Raw genomic sequence first — 19,343 nt, forward strand, 5'->3', positions numbered from 1 at the left:
CAAGCAAATCAATCAGTTGTCGCGCCCTTCGGCTCATTCGTTCTGCCTCCAGAGACAAAAAAAGGGCCATGCGGCCCCATTTGCAGTCTTGCCCCGCTCGCGGGGTTGACGCGTCCCATCCGAAGATGGGTGGTTGTCGCTCAGAAACCAAAAAGCCCCTCGCGGGGCTTTTCGATTAAAAAGCGATTGGTAGCGGGGGCAGGATTTGAACCTGCGACCTTCGGGTTATGAGCCCGACGAGCTGCCAGACTGCTCCACCCCGCATCCGCAGTCGCGAATATTACAAACCCATACTCCGATTTGCAAGAAAATATCTGATCTTTCTACAAATTATTCGTTTCTTCGATGACCAGAATTGGGCATCGTTGAACGCGCTGTAATTTCAAGCAATTTTCGGTCTGTTTTCCAGACGTTGTTCTGGTTAACGTGAGTGCAAGGGTTCCGATTGTTGCCAGCGCTGCGCCGAAGCGCCGTCGCTCCACAGTCTGCCTTGCACCCCATTTCGTGTGCCGGGACTCGCCGTTGCTGGCGCGATTGCCAACCCCCAAAAAGGCGTGCCGGAAACCCGGCACGCCTTTTTTGTTTTCGACTCACTGCGGTACTGCCTCAAATCGAATCCGTATACGATGCTCGACGCCTGTTGGTCGTTTTATCTGTTGGCGTCACCGTTTCGTCCACACCGAGTCCGATGACTGAGATCGCGCGAACAATGCGTCCGCACCGCCGCCACCGGCGTTGCGCCAGTCACGGTAATTGGCGGTTCAATGGTCAGCGTCGCAGGTCACGCTGATTAGGGAATAGACGCTAAAACGCAGCACCAATCCAGGCGATTAGTGCGCCCGGTAGCAAGCCCAAGATGAGCACCGCCCCGCCATTAATGCTCAGCGCGGCGCGCATGCTCCGGCTCGCCTCAATCGGTGGTGCGTCCGCGTCAGGTTGATCAAAGAGCATAACTTTGATCACCCGCAGATAATAAAAGGCCCCGACGACCGAGAAGAACACACCCACCAGCGCGACCCACACGAGGCCGGCATTGAGCGCGGACATTATCACGTTAAGTTTGGGGTAAAACCCAACGAGCGGCGGCACACCCGCCATCGAAAACATGAGTAGCATCATCACGGTCGCAAACCAAGGGCTCCGTCGAAACAGGCCCTTGAAATCATCGATCTCATCGGCTTCAAAGCCTTCGCGACCAAGCAAAATGATCATGCCAAAGGCGCCTGCCGACATGATCACGTACACCACCGTATAAAAGAGCGCCGCCTCAACGCCGGCATTGGTTGGCGCCAAAAATCCCATCAGAATGAACCCAACGTGCGAAATCGTGGAATAGGCCAACATGCGCTTGAGATTGGTTTGTGCGATGGCCACGATGTTGCCGAGCGCGATCGAGAGCACCGACATGACCATGAGCATATCGCGCCAGTCTGCGTACATGGCCCCCAGCCCATCGATGAGCAAACGCAGAATCAATGCAAACGAGGCAAGCTTGGCTGTGCTACCGATGAACAACGTACTCGCGGTTGGTGCACCGTGATAGACATCCGGTATCCACATGTGAAACGGCACTGCACCGAGTTTAAAGGCCATACCCACCAACACGAAACTCAAGCCCAGTAACATGACAAGGCGACCGGATTCAGTGACGCCAGAGCCGCTCATAACAGCGGCAATCTCCGTGAGATCGAGCGATCCGGCAACGCCATAGAGCATTGACATACCGTAGAGCAACGTTCCCGACGCAATCGCACCCAGAACAAAATACTTCATTGCCGACTCGGCCGCGATCGGTGAGTCTCGGTCATAGGCCACCATGGCGTATAGCGACAACGACAGAAGCTCTAGACCTAAGTAAATAGTCAGAAAGTGCCCTGCCGAGATCATGACCAAAATCCCGAGCATGGCAAACAGGGCCAAAATAAAGTACTCCCCTTTCACCAACAATCGGTCTTTCAGGTACTCCATGGAATAGACGAACACAAACACCATCGACACATAGGTCGCCATCTTCAGAACAAGACCGGCGTGATCGGCTACGTACGTTCCAGAGAACGTGAGTGCCCGTCCCTCTTCTGCTGTCATCCAGGTCACAAGGGCGGCGCCGATCACCGTAAGCACCGACAAGTAGTAGGTCCAACGACGCTTGGGATCTTCCGAAAACACATCGAACACCAGCACCACACAGATCATCGCCAATACAAAAATCTCGGCAGCGGCCAGTTGAAAATTAGGCATCTCAAACATGTGTCAGGCCCTTACAACTTGGAGGAGCTAATGTGATTGACAAGGTTATCAACGCTCACGTGCATCAGCTCGGTTAGTGGTGCCGGATACACACCGAGCGCCAGTACACCCACTGCGAGCACGGCCAACATGGCAAATTCACGGCGATTAATATCCGTCAAACCCGCGACATTGTCGTTAGCAATCTCGCCATACGCCACACGCTTTACCATCCACAGCGTATAGGCGGCGCCTAAGATGAGCGTCGTGGCCGCCAAGAAGGCAAACCACACGTTCGCCTGAAAAGCGCCCAGAATAACCATGAACTCACCGACAAAACCCGACGTGCCCGGTAAACCCGCGTTCGCCATCGCAAAGAAGACCATAAAGGCAGCGAACACCGGCATTGTGTTGGCCACGCCACCGTAATCGGCGATATTGCGGCTGTGCACGCGGTCATAAAGCACACCAATACACAGGAACATGGCGCCCGAAATCAAACCATGCGAGATCATCTGAACCATGCCACCTTCGATCCCAAGTACGGATCCGGTGGTGGCCCCTTTGGCGAAGATAACAAACGGAAAGAACAAGCCCAGCGTGACAAACCCCATATGCGCAATAGAGGAATACGCGACCAGTTTTTTCATGTCTGTCTGCACTAGCGCAACAAAGCCAATGTAGACCACTGCAATCAGGGATAACGCGATCAATAGCCACGTCAGTTCCGCACTGGCGTCGGGCGTGATCGGTAGACTAAATCGAATGAAGCCATACCCCCCCATCTTGAGCATGATGGCGGCCAGGACCACCGAACCACCGGTGGGTGCTTCAACGTGCGCATCCGGCAACCAGGTGTGCACGGGCCACATCGGCACTTTCACGGCGAAGGCGAGCAAAAACGCGATAAAGATCCAAAACTGCTCGGTGGAATTGAGACTCAACGCGTGAAAATCGAGAATCGCGTAACTGCCGGACTGGGTGTACATGTAGATCAGTGCCACCAACATGAACACCGAGCCTAAGAAGGTATAAAGGAAAAATTTGATCGTGGCGTACACGCGCCGAGGGCCACCCCATACGCCGATGATGATGAACATCGGAATCAACATGGCTTCCCAAAACACATAAAACAGCATGCCATCCAGGGCACTAAACACGCCGTTCATGAGGCCTTCCATGATCAAAAAGGCAGCCATGTAGTGCGACACGTTATCTTTGATTACTTCCCAGCCCGCCACCACCACGATCACGGTTGTGAAGGTAGTGAGCAGAATGAGCGGAACAGCGAAACCGTCTACGCCGAGGTGGTAATTGACGTTGAATGCACTAATCCATGGAGTCAGCTCTTCAAACTGCATGGCGGCTGTGGAGGAATCAAACCCCACATAGAGCCCAAGACTCACAATGAAAACAACGAGCGACACGACTAAAGCCGAGATGCGCGCAAGTCTGGCATGTTGGCCCACTGCCAGCACCAGTAATGCCCCGACAATGGGCAGCCACACAAGAAGACTCAGCAAAGGCAAAGAACTCATTCCGTCACTCTCACCATCAAGACCTGAACAACAGCCAGCCCATCAGGCCCGACAAGCCGATCACCATCGCAAAAGCGTAGCGATAGAGGTAACCACTTTGCAGTTTGCGCACCCAGCCCGCGAGGCGACCAATTGTTCGCGCCGACCCATTGACCATTGCGCCATCGATCACCGCCTCGTCACCAAATCGCCAGAAGCTCTTTCCGAGCACGCGCGAACCGGCGGCCAGCACTTTTTCATAAAAATGATCCACGTAGTATTTGTTCTCGAACAACGTATACACAGGCGCGAGTGACTTGGCCGCACTGTCGGCAACCGAGGGCTTTTTCAAATACACAAACCAAGCGGCAAACACACCGGCGAACGCCAAATAAACCGGAGGATGCTTAAAGCTATTTAAGGTAAACCCAAGCACAGAATGAAAATGGCTACTGATAATGCCAATTACATCCTGAGACGGATGCACCTTAATGACGCCATCAAAGTAATCGCCAAAAATAACGCTCTTTACGGTCAGCGCACCGATCACCACCGAGGGAATGGCGAGCAGCACCAACGGCACTGTCACAACCCACGGGCTCTCGTGTAGGTGTTCTTTGGTGTGATCGTCCATACGCTCTTTGCCGTGAAACACCAAAAAGAACATGCGGAAAGAATAAAACGCCGTGATGAAGACGCCGATGAGCACTGACCAGTACGCAATACTCGCCATCGGGTTTTGAGAGGCGTGCACCGCCTCGATGATGATGTCTTTGGAATAGAATCCCGCCAATCCCGGAAAACCAATAAGGGCGAGCGAACCGATCAGCGACGTCCAATAGGTAACCGGCATGTACTTTTTGAGTCCGCCCATTTTGCGAATGTCCTGCTCGTGATGCATCGCGATAATCACCGAGCCGGCCGCCAGAAACAGCAATGCCTTAAAAAACGCATGCGTCATGAGATGAAAAATGCCGGCGGCATATGCTGAGGCGCCCAATGCGACAGTCATGTACCCCAGTTGTGACAGCGTCGAATACGCCACGACCCGTTTGATGTCGTTTTGAATGATCCCCAACAGCCCCATGAGTAAGGCCGTGGCGGCACCGGTAAACAAAATGAAGCCAAGTGCTGTGGACGACAGTTCAAACATAGGCGACATGCGCGCCACCATAAAGATACCGGCGGTGACCATGGTAGCGGCGTGAATGAGCGCCGAAATAGGTGTCGGACCCTCCATGCTGTCGGGTAACCATGCATGCAATGGGATCTGCGCGGACTTGCCCATCGCGCCGATGAACAACAAAATGCATATCACAGTCATGGCGTTCCATGACATATCACCAACGATGGTCATCTGCTGATCGGCGATCGCAGGCGCCTGCGCAAACGCTTCGGCGTAGTCCAATGTGCCGCCAAGGTAGGCGATGCCAGCGATTCCCAAAAGAAAACCAAAATCACCCACACGATTGACCAGAAAGGCTTTGAGGTTGGCATGGATCGCTGTGGGCTTTTTGAACCAGAAACCGATCAGCAGGTACGACACCAGACCCACCGCTTCCCAACCAAAAAACAGCTGTAGAAAGTTATTGGACATGACGAGCATGAGCATCGCAAACGTGAACAGCGATATGTAGCTGAAAAAACGTTGATAGCCTGGGTCTTCATGCATGTAGCCAACGGTGTAGATGTGCACCATCAGCGACACGAACGTCACCACGCACATCATCAACGCCGATAAATTATCGATTAGAAAACCGATCTCAAAATGCAGTCCATCACTGACCATCCAGGTGTACAAGCGCTCGTTGAACACAGGATCGCCTGCATAAACTTGGCCATATAACACCAGCGCGGAGAGCACGAACGAGATACCGACGCCCAAAATGCACGCCCAATGAGCGCCTGCCCGGCCAATCTGCTTGCCAAAAAATCCTGCGAGTATGGCACCGACCAGGGGCGCAAACACAATCGCTAATAATGTGTTCATCACACGCTTTACCCCTTCATCGAGTCGAGATGTTCGACATCAATGGTTCGACGACTGCGAAACAGCACGACTAGAATGGCTAGCCCGATGGCCGCTTCGGCCGCCGCCACCGTCAGAATAAAGAAGACAAAGACTTGTCCGTCAATGTTGCCAAGATAGCGGGACAAAGCGACAAAGTTAAAATTGACCGCCAGCAGCATGAGCTCGATGCACATCAACAGGACGATCAGATTTTTACGATTAATAAAAATGCCCGCAACGGATATCGCAAACAAAATCGCCGCGAGCATCAAGAAATGCGACAGTCCTATCATGATGGCTCCTCATCCGAAGGCGTTTCCGCCGTGGGCGGGTCGGGCAGTTCGCGCTCCGGTGCCATGGAGACCATGCGCACTCGATCCTTGCGGTCGACCGCCACCTGACGAGCAATGTTCTGCGCTTTTAGCCCAGGTCGTCGACGCATAGTGAGCGTAATCGCCGCCACAATCGCCACCAGCAAGATGACCGCCGCCAATTCAAACGGATAAACATACTGAGTGTAGAGGACCTCACCCAGTGCCTCTGTATTGCTGTATTCCTTCGACGTTGGTGCGGGTGTGGCAATGAAGTCAAGACCCATCTTCTTGTGCCACACCACGTAGCCGATTTGCCCTACGACAATGAGCGCGACTAGTACGCCGATCGGCATGTAGCGTGTAAAACCTTCTTTCATTTTCTCGACGTTGACGTCGAGCATCATCACGACAAACAAAAACAGCACCATCACAGCGCCGACATAAACCAGGACCAACACAATGCCTAGGAACTCTACTTCCAACAGCACCCACAACACGGCGCTATTGAAAAACGCAAGCACGAGAAACAGCACCGAGTACACCGGATTGCGCGCCGTCACGACACCGATGGCTGCCGCGACCAATACGGATGCAAACAACCAAAATATGGCGGTAGTTATCACTCTATTACCCTAATCCCCATGCAGCGCGATAGCTGCGAATTGACGCGTGCCGATTTACCGATAGACGCGTGTTTATCGGTACGCTGAATCCGCACCTTTGTCAGCGGCTATCATTTCTTCGTATTTCGTTCCTACAGCGAGTAGCTTGTCCTTGGTCATAATGTTCTCGCCGCGATTCTCCATATGATACTCATGCAAACGCGTTTCGACGATGGCGTCGACTGGGCACGCCTCCTCACAAAAACCGCAGTAGATGCACTTAAACAGGTCAATGTCATACCGCGTCGTTCGTCGCGTGCCATCGTCGCGCTGATCGGACTCGATGGTGATCGCGAGCGCTGGACACACCGCTTCACAAAGCTTGCACGCGATACATCGCTCTTCGCCGTTCGCATAGCGTCGCAACGCATGTAGACCCCGAAACCGGTGCGATTGAGGCGTCTTCTCCATCGGATAACGCAAAGTCACCGGCTTCCTAAAAAACTGCTTGAGAGTGACCCACAACCCAGAGCGTAACTCGCTGAGTAACAGTGTTTTAACTAAACTCATTTTCCCCAACCCAGTGGAAGCTGCTTTCGCGCCAAAATTGGCGCCTGAAATCCATCATTCATTATGAAAACCAAGGGCCCAACTTACCCCATACCATCACGCCCTCAACAAAGATCCAGACGATGGTCACGGGAATGAACACTTTCCAGCCCAGACGCATAATTTGGTCATAGCGATAGCGCGGAAACGTTGCGCGAAACCATAGAAAACAAAATAAGAAAAAGAACGTCTTAATAAGCAGCCACACAAAACTCGGCGCCCCTAAGAACGTGTCACCAATCCCGGGAATCCCCTGGAATGGCGAAAGCCAGCCGCCAAGAAACATGAGTGCTGTGAGCATGGCAATTAAGATCATGTTGGCGTATTCCGCGAGGAAAAACATGGCGAACGCTGCTCCGGAATATTCAACATGAAATCCGGCAACAATTTCTGATTCGCCCTCGGCCACATCGAACGGCGCCCGGTTGGTCTCGGCCACACCCGAAATAAAATAGACCACGAATAACGGAAACAAAGGCACCCAGTACCAGTGGAGTACACTGCCGCTCTGCCCTTCAACAATTTGCCCTAAATTGAGGGTGCCACTGGCCATCAGCACACCGACCAGCGCAAAGCCCATGGCAATCTCATACGCGACAATTTGCGCCGCCGAACGCATGGCTCCCAGCAGTGCATATTTTGAGTTCGACGCCCAGCCACCTAAAATCACGCCGTAGACCCCGAGTGATGTCAGGGCAAGTACAAACAGTAATCCGGCGTTGATATCCGACAGAACCGCCGTGGGCGAAAATGGCATCACCGCCCACACCGCGAGTGCCGGCACCAAAGTGATCATCGGTGCGATCAGAAACAAGAAACGATTGGCACTGCTGGGCAGCAATACTTCCTTGAGCAACAGCTTAATCACGTCGGCAAACGGCTGAAGAAGCCCCAAAGGCCCAACGCGGTTAGGCCCGACACGCGCCTGCATATGGCCGATAACTTTGCGTTCCGCGAGCGTGAGCATCGCCACGCTGATAATCAAGGGTAACAAAATGGCCACTATGTACAGCAGCGATCGCGCCGTAAACTGCAAGCTCTCGGGCAACCAACCCGTTAGGAGATCTACCACCATCTCAACCGGCTTCCTGCAGTGCGTCGGTTACATCCATCGATCGCGCACGAATCTGTTGCAGCGGTGCCGCGCGCCGTACAATGGGGTCACTTTGATACAAGCCGTGTGGCTTGCTCAACGCCGCCACCTCCGTTACGCGTACATGGCGACCATCAAATCGATTAGTTAGCCGCACATCACCGCACGCTTGCCGAGCCTCATCCAACACCTCGTCCGCGCTCGTCATGTCGAACCCGTCTATCTCCAATGTATTGGCCAACACACGAATCACCTTCCAGCCAGGCCGAGCGTCGCCACGCGGCATCGCCACACCGCGCATCGACTGCAGACGGCCTTCCGCGTTGACATAGGAACCGGCGGATTCGCCATACGCTGCAATTGGCAGCACCACATCGGCGTACTGACGCAGGCTGTTGCTCAGGTAACTGGTCATGGCGACGACATGGCTTTGTTGCAGCGTCTCGGCGTGTCGGGCACCGTCCGCTACATCCGCGTCGAGCTCGAGACCAAACGTGATGTAAGCGCCCAGTCCCGCGTTCAACATGGCCTGTGTGTCCAAGCCAATACGAACCGCTTTGCGGGCGCCGGCCGTACGATGCGGTAGCGCGCCAACCATGGCGGCACCGGCCGAGTTCGCTGCCATCCCCACCACGGCGAGCTTCGCATCGCACGCCTCAGCAAGCGCTGAAGCCAAGGCCCGCACACCGCTGAAGTTTGCGTGGCGCGTAGCCGCATGACCAATGAGTACGGTTGCCTGATCCGATTGTTTGAGCGACTCGACTAGTTGGCGATGCGCATCGGTGACCAAGGCGTCACTCACGATCGATCTCAGCGTGTCCGGCACGGCGGCCTCAGCAGCGGCCACCAAGGCCGCGACATCGTACAGAAGATTGGTCGAGTGGATAGCGACATGAGGCAAGAACAGATACTCGTCGTCGGTCTCATTGACCATCGAGACCTGTGCACCCGCCGAGTTCGCCGCACGAATACGATGCGCGAGCATCGGCACCTCGTGTCGAACGCGACAACCCAACAGCGCGATCGCGTTTTGTGCATTGAGCTCAGCGATATTCATACCTAAACCGGGGTAAGCGTCGTCACCTGCTTGGTCGCTAAAATCGATTTGCTGGAGACGATGATCGATATTGTCACTGCCAGTGCCCCGCGTCAGTCGTTCCAGCAGATGCAGCTCTTCGACCGTCGCCCATGGGGCCGCAAGCACACCCAGCTGAGATCGCGCCTGCGCGGTCGCCTTCTTGATGCCATCGGCCGCGGCTTGCAGCGCGGTGGTCCAATCGGTTTCGCGCCATTCGCCATCGCGTTTGATCATCGGAGTGGTGACGCGATCGTCGGTATACAGACCGGTATAGGCAAAACGGTCCCGGTCAGCGATCCAGGTTTCATTTATCGCCTCATTCACCCGCGGTACCGCGCGCATGATTTTGCCGCGCAACAAATGCACATGCAGGTTGGTGCCGAAACAATCATGAGGCGAAATCGCATCCGCCTGCTCCATCTCCCACGAACGCGCTCGGAATCGAAACGGTTTACTGTTCAATGCCCCCACCGGACACAAATCGATAATGTTGCCCGACAGTTCATGATCAACTGTTTTGGCGATATAAGGGGCGATTTCAACGTGCTCACCACGGCCGATCGTGCCCAGCTCTTGGATGCCTGCCACCTCTTCGCCAAAACGCACACAACGCGTGCAGTGTATGCAGCGGGTCATATCGGTAGACACTAATGGGCCGAGCTCTTTGTCCTCGACCGCGCGCTTGGTTTCGGCATAACGTGAGACACCACGCCCGTACCCCATGGCCAAGTCTTGAAGTTCGCATTCCCCACCTTGATCGCAAATCGGGCAATCCAACGGATGGTTAATGAGTAGAAATTCCATCGTCGCGCGCTGGGCCTCGATCGCGGCCTTGCTGCGTGTAAAGAACTTCATGCCGTCACCGACGGGAGTGGCGCACGCCGGCATCGGTTTGCGTCCCTTCTCCATTTCGACGAGGCACATTCGGCAGTTCGCTGCGATGGACAGTTTTTCGTGATAACAAAAACGGGGAATGTAAATACCGTTCTCGTCAGTCACCTCGATGAGCATCTGGCCACCTTGGGCTTCCAGCGTCTGGCCATCCACTTCGATCGTGATTTTGTTGTCGCTCATGTTCTACCCCAAACGTTCCGACGCGTTATGCCACGCGCGAATCGGGCGCATCGACAATACTGTGTCCATGCTCCACTAGATACTCGAACTCGTGTCCAAACTGTCGCAGAAAGCTCTGCACCGGCCAGGCTGCCGCATCACCAAGCGCGCAGATCGTGTGCCCTTCGATTTTGTTGGCCACATCCATCAGTTTGCCAAGGTCGTCACGTGTGCCTCGACCTTGACGAATACGACTCACCATGCGGTGCATCCAGCCGGTACCTTCACGACACGGCGTGCATTGCCCACAGCTTTCGGCGTAATAGAAGCGCGATATACGCTCCAACACTCGCACCATGCAAGTTTGGTCGTCCATCACGATGACCGCGCCCGTTCCGAGCGCCGAGCCGGCGGCCTGCACTGAGTCATAGTCCATCGTTGCCTCAAGCATTTTTTCACCCGGCACAACCGGCACCGATGAGCCACCTGGGATCACCGCTTTGAGTTGACGCCCATGTCGCACACCACCACAAATCTCCAATAGCTCTTTAAACGGTACGCCCATGGGCAATTCGTAGTTTCCGGGTTTGTTCACATGGCCAGACACAGAAAATATGGCCGTGCCGCCCGCATTCTCGACACCCAACTGTTTAAACCACTCGGCACCATTTCGAATGATGCTCGGCGCCGACGCGAGGCTGTAGGTGTTGTTGACGGTCGTTGGCTTGCCGAACGCGCCAAAGTTGGCAGGAAACGGCGGCTTAAACCGAGGCCGCCCGGGCTTACCCTCTAACGACTCGAGCAATCCGGTTTCCTCACCGCAAATGTAAGCACCAGCGCCCACAAACGCGTGCAGATCAAAATCGATGCCCGACCCAAGAATGTTCTTCCCAAGGTAGCCGGCGGCATACGCTTCTTTAATGGCCGCCTCAAATCGAGGAACCGGCTCGGCGATAAATTCCCCGCGAATGTAGTTATAGCCGACCGTCGCGCCAATCGCGTAACCGGCGATGATCATGCCTTCCACTAACGCATGGGGGTTGTATCGCAATATATCGCGATCATGACAGGTGCCGGGCTCCGACTCATCCGAATTGCACACAATGTACTTCTGTCCTGGAGCATTGCGCGGCATAAAACTCCACTTAAGGCCGGTAGGAAAGCCCGCACCACCACGACCGCGAAGACCGGATGCTTTCATTTCCTCGATTACCGCTTCAGGCGTCATGCCCGCCGCAATCTTTTTCAATGCCTCATAGCCGCCGAGTTTCTCATAGACATCGATCGTCCACGGTTGATCGTGGCCATGCGTGGCAAACGCAACGAGGTTTTTTTGTTCGAGCCATTTATTCATGGTTACGCTCTATTAGTGTCCGTGCGGTTCGTCCGGCACCGCATCCAGAATCTCATCGACTTTTTCAGGCGTCAGGTTCTCGTGATACACATGATCGACCATCATCATGGGCGCACCGACACATGCCGCCAGGCACTCCTCCTCACGCTTAAGAAAGAACTTGCCATCGGGTGTGCTCTCGCCCGTTTTAATACCGAGTTTTTTCTCAACGTGCGCCACTATCTCATCCGCGCCACAGAGCATACAGCTGATATTGGTACACACCGACACACTGCAACGGCCCACCGGCTTGGTTTCAAACATCGAATAGAACGCCGCCACTTCATACACTTGGATAGCCGGCAAATCGAGGTACTCCGCGATGCCGTTCATGAGCTCGTCCGTCAAAAACCCTTGATTGTGGTGTTGTGCTTCGCGCAATGCCGCAATGACGGCCGAGCGTTGCCGACCTTCGGGAAACTTCTTCACCCAATGATCGATCTCCGCGCGCACGTCGGCCGGCAGAGCGTGGTTTGAATTAGATTGGGATACTTCTGTCATCTGATCACCGATCGATTTCCCCAAAAACAATATCCTGCGTGCCAATAACCGCTACGACATCCGCGAGCATGTGCCCTTGGACCATCTCGCTCATTGACGCTAAATGGGCAAAACCGGGCGCGCGGATTTTGACGCGAAACGGCTTGTTCGCACCGTCGGACACAAGGTAGCAACCGAACTCCCCTTTCGGGTGTTCGACTGCCACATACACCTCACCGGCCGGCACGCAGTACCCTTCGGTAAATAATTTAAAATGATGAATTAGGGCTTCCATATCCCCTTTCATACTGGGTCGTTTGGGTGGCGCAATTTTGTTGTCGCCGACCATTACCGGACCCTCGTTTTGCCTTAGCCACTCAACACACTGCTTGACGATGCGATTGGACTGGCGCATTTCCTCGACCCGAACCAAATAGCGGTCGTAGCAGTCACCACTCACACCCACTGGAATATCAAAATCGAGTCGGTCATACACTTCGTAGGGTTGTTTCTTACGAAGATCCCATTCGACACCCGAACCGCGTAACATCGGCCCGGTAAAGCCCAGTGCGATGGCGCGCTCCGGCGACACGACACCGATATTGACTGTGCGCTGTTTCCAAATTCGGTTGTCCGTGAGCAGCGTTTCATAGGTGTCGACACACGCCGGAAAACGATCAGTAAAATCGTCGATGAAATCCAGGAGCGAGCCCTCACGACGCGCATTGGTTTTGTCCACGTCTTTTTGCGAACGAAATTTTGAGGGCTGCTGTTTGGGCATGGAGTCAGGCAAATCGCGATAAACACCGCCGGGTCGATAGTAGGTCGCATGCAGACGCGCACCGGACACCGCTTCGTAGCAGTCCATAAGATCTTCGCGCTCACGAAAGGCGTATAGGAAAAGCGTCATGGCACCGATATCAAGACCATGCGCGCCGATCCACATCAGGTGATTGAGAATGCGGGTAATCTCATCAAACATCACGCGGATGTATTGCGCACGCTCAGGTACCTCGACGCCGAGTAATTTTTCGATGGCCATAACGTAGCCATGCTCATTGCACATCATGGACACGTAGTCGAGCCGGTCCATGTAGCCAATACTCTGATTAAAAGGTTTCGTTTCAGCGAGCTTCTCGGTGCCGCGATGTAGCAATCCCACATGGGGATCGGCCCGATGAATCACCTCACCATCGAGCTCCAACACCAGGCGCAGAACGCCATGCGCAGCCGGATGCTGCGGACCAAAGTTCATTGTGTAGGATTCGATCTCACGCATGTTCGCTCTCGCCGGATGGATCGTCAGTTAGATTGGCGTCGTACCGATTGTCCTGTCGAATCACGCGGGGCACTAATGTACGTGGCGCGATCGTGACCGGTTGATACACCACCCGACCCTGTTCGGGGTCGTAGCGCACTTCGGCATGACCACTGATCGGAAAATCTTTGCGGAACGGGTGTCCGACAAACCCGTAATCGGTAAGTAAGCGTCGAAGATCCGGATGCCCATCAAACAAAATGCCGTAGAGATCGAACGCCTCGCGTTCGAACCAGTCCGCCGCATTCCAAACCGGATACGAAGACGGTACTCGTGGCGCTTCATCGTCGGGTGCATACACACGTACACGAAGACGATGATTGTTCACATAAGAGAGCAAATGGATGACCGCCGCAAAGCGCGGCCCCTCGGCATCGCGATGAGTTAATGACTGCCGATGGACGCCACGGCTGAAGCCCGAACGCGTGGCCGCGTTGCCCTTCCATTCGTCTCGACCGTATCCCAGGTAGTCGACACCACACACATCGATCAACGCATCGAAGCGAAACGGCTCCTCGTCCCGGAGCACAGTGGCCACGTCTAGCCAATCGTCGGCACCCACTACCAGCGTGTGATCACCCTCACCCACTTTTAGCACAGCCACCGTGTCGCCAAATCGCGCGTTCACGGCATCCGCCAGAGAATTGGGCGCACTGAGTGCGTCGAGCTGGCTCATGGATTATCCCCGTGCAATGGTGTTAGTACGTTTGATTTTTTTCTGTAACTGAAGAATGCCGTACAGCAAGGCCTCGGCGGTCGGAGGACAGCCCGGCACATAAATATCGACTGGCACCACGCGATCACAACCGCGCACCACTGAGTAAGAGTAATGGTAGTAACCACCACCGTTGGCACACGACCCCATGGAAATCACCCAACGTGGCTCAGCCATCTGGTCATACACTTTGCGAAGCGCTGGCGCCATCTTGTTGCAGAGGGTACCGGCCACAATCATGACGTCACTCTGACGCGGACTTGGCCGAAACAGCACCCCAAATTGATCCAAGTCATAGCGCGCAGCGCCCGCGTGCATCATTTCCACCGCACAACACGCCAATCCGAACGTCATCGGCCACATGGAACCGGTCCGCGCCCAGTTGATTACGTCATCGGCGCGGGCAGTGAGAAAGCCCGGCCCCGCCTGGCCTTCGTTCGTGTACGAGTCATCGGCTTCCAGTGATGGGCGCGCTGCGTCTAATCCCATTCGAGCGCCCCTTTCTTCCATTCGTAAATAAAACCGACCACCAAAATAAACAGAAAGAGCGCCATGCTCAGCAGACCAAACAGACCTACTTTGTCGAGCGATACCGCCCAGGGAAACAGGAACGCGATCTCAAGATCAAAAATAATAAAGAGAATAGCCACAAGGTAGTAACGCACGTCGAAGCGCATGCGGGCGTCTTCAAATGGTTCGAAGCCGCATTCATAGGGTGACAGTTTTTCGTCGTCGGGCCGTGTCGGTCCAAGCAGAAAACCCAAAGAGAGGAGCACAACGCCCACGCCGGTGGCCACGGCAAGAAAAATCAGAATCGGAGCGTATTCGGTCAGCATGTCACTTCGCAATCAATCAGGCTGTTGATGAGTGTCGACGTTTGACGTTGTTAAACGCCTGACCGTGGGCCCGTGGTCAGACCGGCCCGGTCCGTAATATGGTAACAGCCTGGTGCGCGTAAGGCACGACGAAAGCGACAAATTGTGTTCTGGACGACCTGATGTAGCGTGTATTTCGTTGTTCGTGGCGTGCGCGCCCGCACAAGAGACTTAGCGCGTCGCGCAGGGCGCGCATCATCACGCCAATTTCACACCGCTAAGCGTGTTGAATTCGACGCAACGGTCGTCGAGCGCCGCGCCGTTTCCCAGTCGGTAGGAAGCGCCGGAGATGCCGGCGAGAAACAGATTAAACGGATGGTGCCGATGGCCGGACTCGAACCGGCACAGCTAAAAGCCACTGCCCCCTCAAGACAGCGTGTCTACCAATTCCACCACATCGGCAATAGTTTTGATTCCGTTTGGGAGCGTCGACAACGCACGAACGGGGCGTTACTGACCGCCCTCACCATCAATCGGTGCATCGCCATTTGAGTCTTCTGATTCTGGCGCGACCGGATCGGGCAGTGACGGTACGTCACCCGCGGGCAATGTCGGCACCTCATTGGGCGTTAACGAAGGCACTTCGGACTGCGGTTCGGACAGCGATTCAACGATGCTCTTGCTGGTCACACCCTGCGCAGCAAAGTAGGCCAAGTAGCAGCTTGTGCAGAAAAACAGGAACGCCAGCAGCGAGGTCGTTCGCGACAGAAAATTACCCGAGCCACGCGAACCGAACACGGTGCCAGAGGCACCGGCACCGAATGCCGCACCGGCGTCAGCCCCTTTGCCTTGCTGGAGCAAAATAAAACCGACGAGAAAGAACGCCAGCACCAGGTGAATGACCAAAATAATTTGTTGCATCGTATACCTATCAATCGCAGCACTACGCTGCCGCACAGATTTCCAAAAACGGCTCGCTTTTCAGTGAAGCGCCACCCACCAAACCACCGTCAACATCGGGCATGGCGTACAGCTCGGCCGCGTTTTTGCCGTTCACGCTGCCGCCATACAGGATGCGCAGCGAGTCGGCTATAGTATCACTTTGTGACGCGATCATGCGACGCAAATACGCGTGCACATCCTGCGCCTGGTCAGGCGTTGCGGTCTGTCCGGTACCGATCGCCCAAACGGGTTCATACGCCAACACGGCGCGCTCCAGCGCTCGAACACCCACCCTGTTAATCACCGCGTCGAGCTGTCGCTTGACGACGTTTTCGGTGGTACCCGCTTCCCGCTCCTCGAGCGTTTCGCCAACGCACAAAATTGGCGTCAGACCCGATGTTTGTGCCTCCTCGAATTTGACGGCCACCATCTCGCTCGACTCGCCATAGAGCGCCCGCCTCTCGGAGTGCCCGACCAACACATGCGTGCAGCCCAAATCCACCAGCATATCGCCCGACACTTCGCCCGTATGGGGCCCGGAGTGTTCGGTGCTCAAATTTTGCGCGCCAAGCTGAATCGGCGTGCCCGCGATCAGGCCACACGCCAACGACAAATAACCAAATGACGGGCAGATCAGCACCTCGCAACGACACTCATCCGTCAGACCCTGTCTGATTTCGTTGATGAGCGTGGCCGTCATGGCCCGCGACCCGTTCATTTTCCAGTTTCCAGCCGTGATAAGCTTGCGCACAGGACCGTCCTCTAATCCATATTTTTCAGTGCTTTACGAATAAAATCTAAACTATGTTCGCACAGTCAACTCCGTGTTGAAGCGGCACTGTACCGACCCAAACAAGCAAAATCAATGGCTTCGTGGTCGCGTTCGCACGGCGAGGCATGGACAAAGGGAGGGTCGAGGCGCACGACTGGATAATCAGGTGGCCGCGGCCACCACTTCGGCCAACGATTCGGCGTGCTGGAGTACTTCGCTTTCATCGTTACCTTCCACCATCACGCGAATAACCGGCTCCGTGCCAGACGGCCTGAGTACCACCCGACCACGATCACCCAGCTGACTCTCCGAGTGAGCCACCGCGGTATTGATTTGGTCGTTGTCGGTGATGTCCACCCGTTTTTCCATGCGCACATTAATCATTTTTTGCGGCAATCTCGCCATGCCGGCACACAATTGCTCAACCGGCTTCCCAGCGTCGCGTATCGCCGCCAGCATTTGCAGGGCCGCGATGATGCCGTCCCCGGTGGAGGTTTTGTCCAAACAGATAATGTGTCCGGACGTTTCACCGCCGATGACGCCACCCGTTTCCGCTAGTGTGCTGAGTACATGCCGGTCACCCACCGACGCGCGCAAGAATTCGATTCCCTCACGCTGCATCGCCTGTTCAAGACCCAAGTTACTCATGACGGTGCCGACTACGGGTCCTTTCAATGTGCCGGAACGTTTGCGCGCCATGGCCAGCGCATACACAATCTGATCGCCATCAATGAGTCGGCCTTTGCTGTCGACCAACGATAAACGATCGCCGTCACCATCAAAGGCAACACCCAGATCGGCACCGAGCGCCGTCACTGTGCTTTGCAGCGCCTCGGGACTGGTCGAACCGAATCCGTCATTAATATTCGTACCGTTGGGGGAACACCCAATGGTAATAATGTCCGCACCCAAATCAGAAAACACTTTTGGTGCGATCTTAAACGTAGCGCCATTAGAGCCATCAATTACGATACGCATACCATTGAGATCCAGCGATTCACTCACCGACTGCTTGCAAAACGTCATGTAGCGATCAACGGCGTCATACCGACGCTCGGCCCGACCGAGTTTTTTGGACTGCCGGGTGATGGGCGGCTGATCGATCAGTTCTTCAATGCGTGCTTGATTCTCGTCGGAGAGCTTGGAGCCATTGCGATCAAAGAACTTAATACCGTTATCTTGATACAAATTGTGCGACGCGCTGATGACCACGCCTAAGTCGGCGCCGAGCACACGTGTTAGGTATGCAATACCAGGTGTGGGCATGACCTGGAGCAACTTGACATTGACACCGGCTGCGACAAATCCCGCCTCGAGCGCAGACTCAAACATATAACCTGAGATTCTGGGGTCCTTCCCGACCACGACGCTGCCGCCTTCCGGCACCATAACCTGCCCCGCGGCGCTCGCCAGACGGACAGCAAAATTGACGGTCATCGGCGCCTCACCGACCGGTCCACGAACGCCATCCGTTCCAAAGTATTTACCCATGTTCACTCCCTTGTCGCATCCGCCAGTTCCCCTACCAGCCCGACAGTTGATCAATTTTTGTACAAATTACGCGGTATTATACGCAACATCTCGCACAGCACATGTGATCCGTACCGCATCAATCGTTTCCGGTACGTCATGAACGCGAATGATCGCCGCCCCCATCCAGGCCGCCAACGCGGCCAGGGCCAACGAGCCGGACAAGCGCTCGTCAACCTCACGATTGAGAACAGCTCCCAGCATAGACTTGCGCGACACCCCGACCAGCAAGGGCTGCGGTGAGAGTGCCGGCAACGATTTGAAGAGCGCCAAATTGTGCTCGAGGGTCTTACCAAAACCAAAACCCGGATCGACGATGATTTGATCTCGGTCAATTCCCGCGGCCTCGCAAGCGGTCACGCGGTTTGCCAAGTAGTGAGCGATATCCGCAACCACGCTTTGGTAGGTCGGATTGTCTTGCATGGTCTTGGCCGAACCTTGTCGATGCATGACACACACAGGCACCCGCGCCAACGCGGCGGCCTTCAGCGCACCTTCAGCCTCCAAGCCATTCACGTCGTTAATCATGAGGGCGCCCGCATCCGTTGCGGCGGTCATCACCTCGGGCTTCGTCGTATCGATAGACACCGGCACATCAAACTCTCGCACGATCGCCTCGATGACCGGCACAACACGCTCGAGTTCTTGGTCAACGGCGACACGATCCGCGCCTGGCCGCGTCGATTCGCCACCCACATCGACGATATCAACACCCGCCTTTACCATTGCCGACGCTTGTCGAACAGCCGCATCGACTGAATCGAACTGGCCCCCATCAGAAAACGAGTCTGGGGTGACATTAATAATCCCCATCACCTTCGGCCAACCGTCAGAGGATGGAGGAAACGTCCAATTCATGATGTGAGTGCTCCGGG

At 55.1% G+C, this 19,343-nt stretch carries 18 protein-coding genes and 2 tRNA genes; all 20 read right to left on the reverse strand.

Going from position 1 to position 19,343, the window contains the following annotated elements:
* Window positions 1-187 precede the first annotated feature (187 nt).
* The 20 genes from AAF465_03585 to folP all read right to left on the reverse strand — a co-directional run bounded on the left by AAF465_03585 (window position 188) and on the right by folP (window position 19,326).
* Window positions 188-264: transfer RNA gene (locus tag AAF465_03585), tRNA-Met, on the reverse strand.
* A 540-nt stretch (window positions 265-804) separates the two neighbouring features.
* Window positions 805-2,247, reverse strand: a complete 1,443-nt coding sequence (gene nuoN / locus AAF465_03590; GenBank protein ID MEM7081793.1) for an NADH-quinone oxidoreductase subunit NuoN — start codon at window positions 2,245-2,247, stop codon at window positions 805-807.
* An 11-nt stretch (window positions 2,248-2,258) separates the two neighbouring features.
* Window positions 2,259-3,764 carry an NADH-quinone oxidoreductase subunit M gene (locus tag AAF465_03595; protein ID MEM7081794.1) on the reverse strand — a complete coding sequence of 502 codons (1,506 nt, stop codon included), beginning with the start codon at window positions 3,762-3,764 and terminating at the stop codon, window positions 2,259-2,261.
* 16 nt (window positions 3,765-3,780) lie between these two features.
* The gene (gene nuoL, locus AAF465_03600) at window positions 3,781-5,733 is read right to left on the reverse strand and encodes an NADH-quinone oxidoreductase subunit L (GenBank protein MEM7081795.1); all 1,953 of its coding nucleotides are present in this window, start codon (window positions 5,731-5,733) and stop codon (window positions 3,781-3,783) included.
* A gap of 8 nt (window positions 5,734-5,741) precedes the next feature.
* A complete protein-coding gene (gene nuoK, locus AAF465_03605) occupies window positions 5,742-6,047 on the reverse strand; it encodes an NADH-quinone oxidoreductase subunit NuoK (protein ID MEM7081796.1) in 306 nt (101 codons plus the stop codon).
* On the reverse strand, window positions 6,044-6,691 hold the full coding sequence (locus tag AAF465_03610) for an NADH-quinone oxidoreductase subunit J (GenBank protein MEM7081797.1): 648 nt from the start codon (window positions 6,689-6,691) through the stop codon (window positions 6,044-6,046). The genes nuoK and AAF465_03610 overlap by 4 nt, the downstream gene beginning before the upstream one ends.
* A 72-nt stretch (window positions 6,692-6,763) precedes the next feature.
* The gene (nuoI, locus tag AAF465_03615) at window positions 6,764-7,240 is read right to left on the reverse strand and encodes an NADH-quinone oxidoreductase subunit NuoI (GenBank protein ID MEM7081798.1); all 477 of its coding nucleotides are present in this window, start codon (window positions 7,238-7,240) and stop codon (window positions 6,764-6,766) included.
* A gap of 61 nt (window positions 7,241-7,301) precedes the next feature.
* Entirely contained in the window at window positions 7,302-8,354 is a 1,053-nt protein-coding gene (gene nuoH / locus AAF465_03620) for an NADH-quinone oxidoreductase subunit NuoH (protein MEM7081799.1), read from the reverse strand.
* 1 nt (window position 8,355) lies between these two features.
* A complete protein-coding gene (nuoG, locus tag AAF465_03625; protein MEM7081800.1) occupies window positions 8,356-10,524 on the reverse strand; it encodes an NADH-quinone oxidoreductase subunit NuoG in 2,169 nt (722 codons plus the stop codon).
* A gap of 25 nt (window positions 10,525-10,549) precedes the next feature.
* The gene (gene nuoF, locus AAF465_03630; protein MEM7081801.1) at window positions 10,550-11,857 is read right to left on the reverse strand and encodes an NADH-quinone oxidoreductase subunit NuoF; all 1,308 of its coding nucleotides are present in this window, start codon (window positions 11,855-11,857) and stop codon (window positions 10,550-10,552) included.
* A gap of 12 nt (window positions 11,858-11,869) precedes the next feature.
* The gene (locus AAF465_03635; GenBank protein ID MEM7081802.1) at window positions 11,870-12,397 is read right to left on the reverse strand and encodes an NAD(P)H-dependent oxidoreductase subunit E; all 528 of its coding nucleotides are present in this window, start codon (window positions 12,395-12,397) and stop codon (window positions 11,870-11,872) included.
* 4 nt (window positions 12,398-12,401) lie between these two features.
* Window positions 12,402-13,655 (reverse strand): NADH-quinone oxidoreductase subunit D, encoded by a 1,254-nt coding sequence (locus tag AAF465_03640; protein MEM7081803.1) that lies wholly within the window; start codon window positions 13,653-13,655, stop codon window positions 12,402-12,404.
* Window positions 13,648-14,370 (reverse strand): NADH-quinone oxidoreductase subunit C, encoded by a 723-nt coding sequence (locus tag AAF465_03645; protein MEM7081804.1) that lies wholly within the window; start codon window positions 14,368-14,370, stop codon window positions 13,648-13,650. Before AAF465_03645 ends, AAF465_03640 begins: the two co-directional genes overlap by 8 nt.
* 3 nt (window positions 14,371-14,373) lie before the next feature.
* Window positions 14,374-14,898 (reverse strand): NADH-quinone oxidoreductase subunit B family protein, encoded by a 525-nt coding sequence (locus tag AAF465_03650; protein ID MEM7081805.1) that lies wholly within the window; start codon window positions 14,896-14,898, stop codon window positions 14,374-14,376.
* Window positions 14,889-15,245, reverse strand: coding sequence for an NADH-quinone oxidoreductase subunit A (locus AAF465_03655; protein MEM7081806.1), 357 nt, complete (start codon window positions 15,243-15,245; stop codon window positions 14,889-14,891). Before AAF465_03655 ends, AAF465_03650 begins: the two co-directional genes overlap by 10 nt.
* Window positions 15,246-15,600: 355 nt before the next feature.
* Window positions 15,601-15,686 (reverse strand) — tRNA-Leu (locus tag AAF465_03660).
* 48 nt (window positions 15,687-15,734) lie between these two features.
* The gene (gene secG / locus AAF465_03665; protein MEM7081807.1) at window positions 15,735-16,145 is read right to left on the reverse strand and encodes a preprotein translocase subunit SecG; all 411 of its coding nucleotides are present in this window, start codon (window positions 16,143-16,145) and stop codon (window positions 15,735-15,737) included.
* Between the two features lie 22 nt (window positions 16,146-16,167).
* Window positions 16,168-16,917: a triose-phosphate isomerase gene (gene tpiA, locus AAF465_03670; protein MEM7081808.1), complete on the reverse strand. Its 750-nt coding sequence runs from the start codon at window positions 16,915-16,917 to the stop codon at window positions 16,168-16,170.
* Window positions 16,918-17,100: 183 nt separating this feature from the next.
* Entirely contained in the window at window positions 17,101-18,429 is a 1,329-nt protein-coding gene (gene glmM, locus AAF465_03675; protein MEM7081809.1) for a phosphoglucosamine mutase, read from the reverse strand.
* Between the two features lie 66 nt (window positions 18,430-18,495).
* Window positions 18,496-19,326 carry a dihydropteroate synthase gene (folP, locus tag AAF465_03680; protein ID MEM7081810.1) on the reverse strand — a complete coding sequence of 277 codons (831 nt, stop codon included), beginning with the start codon at window positions 19,324-19,326 and terminating at the stop codon, window positions 18,496-18,498.
* Window positions 19,327-19,343 lie beyond the last annotated feature (17 nt).

Source organism: Pseudomonadota bacterium, from assembly GCA_039028935.1.
GTDB lineage: Bacteria > Pseudomonadota > Gammaproteobacteria > Steroidobacterales > SZUA-146 > SZUA-146.